Raw genomic sequence first — 8,130 nt, 5'->3', positions numbered from 1 at the left:
GTGCTGCTCCGGCGGGCACGGCAGGATGTTGATCTTCGCGCCGACGATCTCGGCGATGTCGAGGTAGCTGGTCCAGTACGGCGCCGGGAAGGCGATTTCGTCGCCCTCGTCCAGCAGGGCTTCGGCCAGGTTGTAGAGGATCTGCTTGGCGCCGACCCCGGTGGAGACGTTCTCGCGCTTGTAGCCCGTCAGGCCGAGGGCCTCGATGTGGCCGAGGAAGGCATCGACCAGCGCATCGGAGCCGCGGTTGCTGCCGTACTGGCCGGAATCCTTGGCCAGGGCCTCGCGGGCCGCGGCGTAGACGTGCTCGCCGGGGAGAAAGTTGGGGACACCGATCGAGAAGCTGACAATGTCGCGCCCCTCGGCTTTCAGGCGCTTGGCTTTTTCGGCAATGACCATGATCGCACTGGGTTTGGCGCGACCCATTCGCGTGGCGAGCTGCGGCATCGTTTCCTCGGAGGGGGACGGGGCAAAGGCCGCTATTTTAACACGGGCGAGTAGGAGGGGCATCGCCGCTTCAGCGGCGATGTGGGAGCCGCTTCAGCGGCGATCCCGCAGCAGCGGGCCAGAAACAGAAACGCCGCCCGAAGGCGGCGTTTCAAACATCGAAGAACCAGACGCTTAACGCGCGTTCAGCACCGCGTTCCACTTGGAAACGTTATCGGCCTGCTTCTCGAGCAGTGCGTCCACGTCACCCTCGACTACCACCTTCTCGATGGTGTCGTCGCCGGCAATCTGGTTGACCACGGCCTGGTCTTCCGGGCCCACGACTTCGCCGAAGACGCTGTGCTTGCCATCCAGCCACGGCGTCGCACCGTGGGTGATGAAGAACTGCGAGCCATTGGTGCCCGGGCCGGCGTTGGCCATAGAGAGGATGCCCGGCTTGTCGTGCTTGAGGCTGGCATCGAACTCGTCGCCGAACTTGTAGCCAGGACCGCCGCGGCCAGAACCCTCGGGGCAGCCGCCCTGGATCATGAAGTCGGGGATCACGCGGTGGAAGGTCTTGCCGTCGTAGTAGCCGCGCTTGGCCAGGTTCACGAAGTTGGCCACCGTCATCGGGGTCTTGTCGTCGTGCAGGCGCAGGTGGATATCGCCCTTGTTGGTCTTCATGGTGACGTTGATGGTCATCGCAATTCCTRTAACTCGTTGAAAATCGGTCCAGTCGCTTCGTGCGACCGGCTCCGGGGGGCTGCAAGGCCACCAAAGATGGCGCCCTATTCCCCAGAGTTCAAGCGAGAAAACGTGATGGCGGCTCAGTTTTGCGGCAGAGCCAGCGTTTCGGCGGTCAGCGGGCCGGCGCCACGGGGGCGGGTGTCGCGCACGGCGGCGTCCTCGGGCAGCGCCCTGCCCTCACTGACGTGGGACCAGGCGCGGTCCAGCGCCGCGTAGCCGAAGGGGAGCAACGGGGCATGCCGGTCGCCGAAATCCGGGAAGGCCAGGAAGGCGTCGAAGTGCTGGGCGTAGGGGACCTTCCAGAACACCGGCGTGCGGCCGGCGTCGCGCAGCCATTTCACGTATGGCTCCGAGCTGAAGGCCACCGGGATCAGGCCGTCCTGTGCGCCGTGGACGATCAGGATCGGAAGGTCGTCCCGCGGCAGGTCCGCCGCGGTGGCGTCCACGGCGGCACGCAGTTGCCCGGCCTCGCCGCCGTGGCCGGTCTGAAGATCGCGCAGGCACAGCACGCCGGGCAAGGTGGGATCGAGCGAGAGGTCCGTACCCCCGGCGAGGATCACGCCTGCACCGGGCGGCACGCCGGAGCCATCCGCCCACCAGGCCGCGCGGACCATCGCATCGGAGGAACCTGCCAGGCCGCTGGCCGGAAGCGCGCGATACGAGAACCCGCACGGCATGTGGGCGGCATCGCGTCTCAGGTACGCCGAGGCATAAGCGACCGTCACGGCGCGCCATAGGTCCAGCGCGGTCGAGGACGCCGCCGTGGCCAGGACGTCGTCCCGCCAGCCACCGGCCCTCAGGAGGTCCATGGCCTCGGCCGCCTGCGCCCCCGGCATGACCGCGGAGAGCCTCCCGTGGGCGCGCAGCGACGCACAACGCAGCGCCCAGGCGGTCGGGGACGCCGCCCCAACGCGCGCAAAGGGCACGCCGTCGAATTCGCGTGCCGCCAGCGCAGCCGGCAACAGCAGCGCCGCCTCCGTGGCGTAGTCGTAGAACGAGCGGCCGCTGCCGCGCGCATAGATGTTGGGTTCGAGCGCGACTACGGCGTCGAGGATGCCGTCCCTGTCGTCGCCAGCCGCGCGCAGCACGGCACCGCCGCCGTTCGACAGACCGGTGGCGATGATCGTCGTGTTCTGTGCCGTGAACGGGGCGTCGTCGGGGAAGGCGCGATCGAGCATGGCCAGGCCGAAGCGCGCAGCTTGCAGTACGTGGCGACCCCAATCGGCCTCGGGATGGTCGCCGGAGTGCGCGTGCTTGGCGGCGATGCCGGCGTCGGCCGGCAGGCCCTTCGGTTCGAACTCAAGTGGCACGGACCCTGCCCTGGCACGCGTGCCGTCGAGCGCTACGCCGGTCTCATCGGAGGCATCGAAGTACCCCGCGCCGGTGCCCTTGTCCGTATAGGCCACGGCACATCCACGCGGGAGGCCCCAGCCACCGGCCAGGGCGATGGACCCATATATCCCGCGGGAACCCGACGATGCGGTAACCACCAGACAGCGCTTCTTGCGGTCGAAGTCATCCGGTACCTGGGCCAGCACCCGGTGCGGCGCGCGTGCGCCAGGCAGGCTGGCGAACGTGGTGAACTCGCGGCCGGGGACGTTCGGGACGCCGCCGTAGAGCGTGCCGAAACCACCCAGCGGACCGAGATCGGCGATGCCCTTCCAGCTCGACTGGATCGCGCGTTGACGCAGCTCGGCCGGTGTCGGTGACGCAGGGTGCGCAAAGCGTGTCGCGGTACCCGCCAGACCGCGCAAGCCCAGACCGGCGCTGAGAAGATCGTCGCCGTCGCGATGCGTGGTGACGCGGACGTCGCCGAAGGTGTCGTTTACTTGCATGGCCCGACCTTGCGTGAATGCCCGTCCGATGGCAAGCCAGTGCTGGACGATCGCACGAAGTCTACCGATCGACGCCGCGGCGCTCGCGCTCCTGCATCAACTGCTGCAACATCGAACGTACCGCCGCCATTTCGCCCCTCGAATGTTGCGTTGCCCACAGGCCGAAGACAGTAAGCGCGGGCCTGCACATTCGATCGCGCGCGCACATCCACATGGTGTCCATGCCACCGGCGTCGCATGTGCCGGAGTACCGACAGGCAATGCTACGGACGGCCATCCCTTGTAGCTGACCGAGGTTGGGAATGGTCGCTGTGTAACGCACGAAATTCGCGCCAAGGTCCCATCGGTGCGGGGCGTTTTCTATCGTGTAGGCGGCGGATTCGAGGCGCGTTGGCGAGTTGCTGGTCAGTGCCACCTCCACAGCCTCGTCCAGCGTGAGCGGCTTCTCCACGGGAGAATTCCACGGGGTGGTCCCGCCAAGCGCCTTGTAACGGGCGTAGTCGCCGCCGCGGTTCACGCCACCGCAGAAGCGATCCTGCCAGGTGCCGAAGACACGGAACGAATTCGTTATATAAGGCTCCGACTTCCAGTTCGGGTCGTATTCCCTGCACAACATGGCTGCCTGCACAAGCATATGAAGCGCATCCGGATCTTCCGCGGCGCGGGCATCGAAGCGCGCATGCAAGGTCTCGAATGTGTCGCCCGGACGCTCGAGCGGAAGCGGCGCTGATCTCGCGCGAACCGTACCCACACCCATCGCGACCACGGCCACGCCGACGCAAATCAACGCCAGGCGCCGCACCTTCCCTGTTCCCCCGCTACCCATGTTTCCCCCTTAATGAGATGTGTGCGCTTCTGCAGGACCCGCTTCAGCGGCGACCCTCACCATGCGACCGAGCAAAATACCCACGTTCTTCCACCATCCGCCCATGAAGCGCGTCGATAATCGCGACCTCATCCGGCGCATAGCGCTTCATGACGATATCGCGTATCGACAATCCATTCGCGCAATCGCCTTCTTCACGACACAGTTCGAATGTGAGCACACCATTGCGCCCACATCCACCGACGACATCGCATTCCAGCAGACGCAGCGCCATGCGCTGGTACCGATAGAGTCGCTCCGGGTGCGTGGCGTGCTCGACGACATCGCTCCCGAAGCGCCAAGGCGCATGACGCCCCCTGTCCTGGGCCAGGACCATCTGCACCATGCGCAGGTCGGGCGGCGGCGCATCGCTGAGCATCCGCGCGTAAAGGTCGGGCGGGTAGCCCGGCGCGTCTGCCGTGGTATGCGCCCACGATGGATGCCGCCGGCGAACGTCGACCCATTCGCCCGTTTCGTAGGCCTTGGCCCAGCCTTGCTGTGACCGGCCCTGGCAATAGGCGAACTGCCAGCGTCGGAAGGCCTTCTCGCTGGTGGATACCGTCCGGCGGCGCATCCAATCGCCGGAGACCTCGCCCGAGCAGGCCAGCGACGCATGACGGATCGCATGGAGCGCTCCGGGATCCTCGTCGACACGCGAAGCAAGCCGCGCGAATACATCGGCAAAGGAATCGCCCGGACGCAGGTAGGTTGCGTGCGCGACCTGCATCGACGGCACGCTGGACACGGGATGCCGTGAAGCGAGTGCACCGATCACGGTGACCATCGCCAAGATGAAGATGCCGATGGCCAGAGGCCTTGGCGTGGCGGTACACCCTTCCGCGATCATTGGGGAGCGTCCCTCGGGGCCGTATTCGCGCTCGCGCCGATACGTCGCGAGCGCTCGTCGAGAATGCGTTGCTGGATGCGGGCGATGATCGCGATCTCGTCGGGGGCGAATTCATTGGCCCACAGGTCGTCGAGGTTCGCACCCGCCTGGCAGCCCAACGCCGGGGTTCTCACGCAGAGCCACAGGGTCATGAGGTCGTTCGGACCGCATCCGCCAAGTTCTGAACACTGGATGCCCTGCAGCGCTACCTGCTGGTAGCGCGGTAATCTCGCCACGTGCGTCGTGCCCTCGACATCCTGCAGACCCAGGGCCCACTTATCGAGACCGGGCACGTCGACCATATCCGCCGCAAGGGCGCTGTCTTCAGGCGAATCCGAATCCAGAACGGCCTCGAAGATGAGATGGTTCCCATCTTCGTCGCTCTTGTCGTTCCAGTCTTCGTGACGTTTCTGAAATGACTCGAGAGTCATCGCAGCGTAGGCCAGTGACTCGTCGTGGGTCGTGATTCCATGACAGAACGACTCCTTCCACGCCGAGAAGGTACGACCGGATTCACTCCTGGCCGTCTTACGCCAATCTGGCTTGACCGGAGTGCTGCACACTCCCGCGGCGTGATACATGACGAACAACGCCCGCTCGTCGTACGTCACGCGGTCTGCCAGACGACGTTCGATGGCGGAGAAGTCGTCGCTGGGAAGAAGATAACCGTCCGGATTGAGGTGTCCGGAAACCCCATGACCGCGAGCCGCCGGAGGGGCGGTTTGCCGTCGCGCCGACGCTATTGGCCTGGTCGCTTCGCCGCTACCGTGGTGCGAATCGACGGCCGGGGTCGAGGCACTGCGAGCCGGGTCTGCTATGGCCTGCCCTGCCAGCCGGAATAGCACGGCCAGGCTCAGCAAGCACAGCGCCAGGAACCACGGCAACGTGTTTCGTTTTCCGTTTGATGTGTTGACGGTCCCCACTCCTGTCCTTGGATATGCCGTCGCCAACGGCAGATGTGCGGAGCGTAGCTGATGGTTTTGACGGGTGCAGCATGTTTGGGGGCCCGTCGTTTTGTCGGAAGGCTATCGCCGCTGAAGCGGCTCCCACAGTGGGGGGGCGTAGGGCCGTGGTGGGTCACGCAACGAGCTGTCGGCCGCTGCTATCCTCCAAGTCCCGGCAGGAGCCGGAAGAACCCAAGGGGATACAGAGCAATGATTGCCCGTCGTACCGTCCTGCTGTCCGCCGCGATCACCGCGGCACTCGGACTCGCCGCCTGCCACAAGAAAGAAGACGCGCCCGCCGCCGATCCCAAGGCGGTCGCCGCCGCCCAGACTGCTATTGCCGCCCCCGCCTGGTTGCGCCAGCACCTTCCTGCGCAGACGGTTGCCTATCTGCGCCTCCCGTCCCCATGGAACGTGATCGGAGGCGTGCCGAACGGCCGCCCGCTCGATGCCGCCCTCTCCGTGAAGGCAAACCTCGACGCCGTGGCGAAACTGCGCGAGACGATCGCGAAGGACAAGATCCTGGCCGATGCGAAAATCGGACCGGCACTCAGCCTCGTGCTCGGTGATCTCCGTTCGCCGCTCGAGATCGCCCTTATCGATCCGCTGGGCATTCCGTCGCCGACCTCGCGGATCGTCGTCACCGGCAGCTTCTCGTTCGATTCGGTCGACGCGTTCAACGCGCGCCTCGCCTCTCTCAATGCGCCGCTGCTGGCCGCGCCACTCGATGCGAAGGGCAACGGCAAGCTTGCCTCCGGCGGGAGCGTTCGCTACGTCGTGGCCGAGCATCGCCTGTGGGTCACCCAGTCGCTGCAGCAGCCCAGCGACGAGCACACGATCGACGAGTTGACCGATACCTTCGCCAAGTCCTCACTGACCACTGCGCCGGCCACGCTCGGCGCCCTCGAAGCCCGCATCGACACGTCGGGCGAAGGCCTTTACGGCTGGGCGACCATCCGCGGCATCGGCGCCGTTGCGGCGAACCAGGCAGGCGAATCGCCACTGGGCAAGCTGCCCACGGACTTTGCTTCCAAGGCCGACGCAGTCGCTTTCGGCAGCGRCACGGTGGACGGCCGGGGCCAGTTCCGCATGGTGGTGCACGCCCCTCAGGCGCGCGTCCTTCAATATGCCGCGCCGCGCTCGTTCGCGCCTACGGTGAAGAGCGTGGGCGAGCCGCGCTGGGCAATGACCTTCGCGCTGCCCAACGCCGACGGCTACAAGGCGTTCGAGGACAACCTCAGTCTCGACTTCGGTGCCGATCGCGCGAAGACCATCCGCGACGGCCTGGCAAAAATGCGGACGAAATACGGCTTCGACATCGCCGATTACACGAAGTGGATGGGGCCGGAGTCCATCGTCTTCGCCGATGACGCCGGACAGTTCTTCGCCATCCGCGCTCGCGACCTCAAGGCCTGGCACGCGCGCATCGACGAGATGACCAAGGCGGGTCGCTGGCGCAGCGGCGAGATGACCGTCGACGACGCCAGGGTGCAGTGGCTGTTCATGCCGGGGGCGCCTTATGAGCCGGAGGCCGACCATCCCGAGCAGCAGGCCCTGGTGCCCTTCATGAACCTGATGCAGCGCTTCGGCAGCCGCCTTTACTGGGTGGAGGAAGGCGACTGGGTCATTTTGGCCAAGGTGCCTCAGGCCCTGGCCGACCGCGCCGCCGCCAAGCCGGATACCTCGCTGGACGAGTGGTTCCGCGGGCGCGCCTATCCGGGCTCGCACGTGCTGATGGGCTACACGGCGAACAGCCGCGACGCCCAGCGCGATGCTTACTACACCTATATCGAGATCCTGCAGATGATGGGCGGGATGGCCGGGACCGACCTGGATATCGCGAGCCTGCCGGCCGCACATACCCTCGGCCTGCCCGAGAAGGGTGTCGTCGGCGCGGCGATCGAAGCGGACACCGACACCTTGTCCATTTCGTTCACCTACGAGCAGACCCCGGCGGAGCTGGTTGGCCAGGTCGGCTCGGCCGGTGCCATCGCCACGGCAGGGATCCTCGCCGCCATCGCCGTCCCCCAGTACCAGCAGTACATGCTGCGCAGCCAGGTGTCGGGCGCCCTGACGGCGGCCTATCCGGTCAAGCTGGCCGTGGCCGAGCGCCGCCTGTCCACGAGCAAGTTCCCGGCGAACAACGCAGCCGCCGGCCTGGGCAAGCCAGAAACGCTCGGCAACGACTACGCCGGTTCCGTCGAAGTCGGCCAGGGCGGCGAGATCGTGGTCACCCTGGACGCCACCCCGCCCCACAAGACGGACCAGAAGCTGGATTCCGGCCAGCTGATCCTGACGCCGAAGGTGGATGGCAAAGTCATCACCTGGACCTGCTCCGGCGACGGCATCGATCCAAAATACCTGCCCCAGAGCTGCCGCGACGAGCCGGTCGCACCCTGAAAAGGGGTACCGGGCGGGGGCCGATGA

7 protein-coding genes are annotated in these 8,130 nt (G+C 66.3%); 1 reads left to right on the top strand and 6 read right to left on the bottom strand.

Annotated features, from left to right (window positions below; translation table 11 throughout):
• From AC1DSN_RS14810 to AC1DSN_RS14785, 6 genes are all read right to left on the bottom strand, one after another.
• Window positions 1–447, bottom strand: a 447-nt coding sequence (locus tag AC1DSN_RS14810; RefSeq protein ID WP_477331363.1) for an aminotransferase class I/II-fold pyridoxal phosphate-dependent enzyme, incomplete at its 3' end; no start/stop codon positions are given.
• Between the two features lie 174 nt (window positions 448–621).
• Window positions 622–1,128: a peptidylprolyl isomerase gene (locus AC1DSN_RS14805; protein WP_477331361.1), complete on the bottom strand. Its 507-nt coding sequence runs from the start codon at window positions 1,126–1,128 to the stop codon at window positions 622–624.
• 125 nt (window positions 1,129–1,253) lie between these two features.
• Window positions 1,254–3,008: a 3-hydroxybutyrate oligomer hydrolase family protein gene (locus AC1DSN_RS14800; protein ID WP_477331359.1), complete on the bottom strand. Its 1,755-nt coding sequence runs from the start codon at window positions 3,006–3,008 to the stop codon at window positions 1,254–1,256.
• A gap of 61 nt (window positions 3,009–3,069) precedes the next feature.
• On the bottom strand, window positions 3,070–3,834 hold the full coding sequence (locus tag AC1DSN_RS14795) for a hypothetical protein (RefSeq protein ID WP_477296015.1): 765 nt from the start codon (window positions 3,832–3,834) through the stop codon (window positions 3,070–3,072).
• 43 nt (window positions 3,835–3,877) lie between these two features.
• Window positions 3,878–4,720, bottom strand: a complete 843-nt coding sequence (locus tag AC1DSN_RS14790) for a hypothetical protein (protein WP_477331357.1) — start codon at window positions 4,718–4,720, stop codon at window positions 3,878–3,880.
• On the bottom strand, window positions 4,717–5,643 hold the full coding sequence (locus tag AC1DSN_RS14785; protein ID WP_477296013.1) for a hypothetical protein: 927 nt from the start codon (window positions 5,641–5,643) through the stop codon (window positions 4,717–4,719). The genes AC1DSN_RS14790 and AC1DSN_RS14785 overlap by 4 nt, the downstream gene beginning before the upstream one ends.
• 270 nt (window positions 5,644–5,913) lie before the next feature.
• On the opposite strand from AC1DSN_RS14785, the gene AC1DSN_RS14780 reads away from it, so the two are divergent.
• Window positions 5,914–8,103: a pilin gene (locus AC1DSN_RS14780; RefSeq protein WP_477331355.1), complete on the top strand. Its 2,190-nt coding sequence runs from the start codon at window positions 5,914–5,916 to the stop codon at window positions 8,101–8,103.
• The last annotated feature ends 27 nt before the right edge of the window (window positions 8,104–8,130 follow it).

The sequence above is a fragment of the Luteibacter sp. P4_D7_3 genome (genome assembly GCF_056401735.1).
Note: the sequence above shows the minus strand (reverse complement) of the source record. Positions and strands in the feature narration are given on the sequence as shown.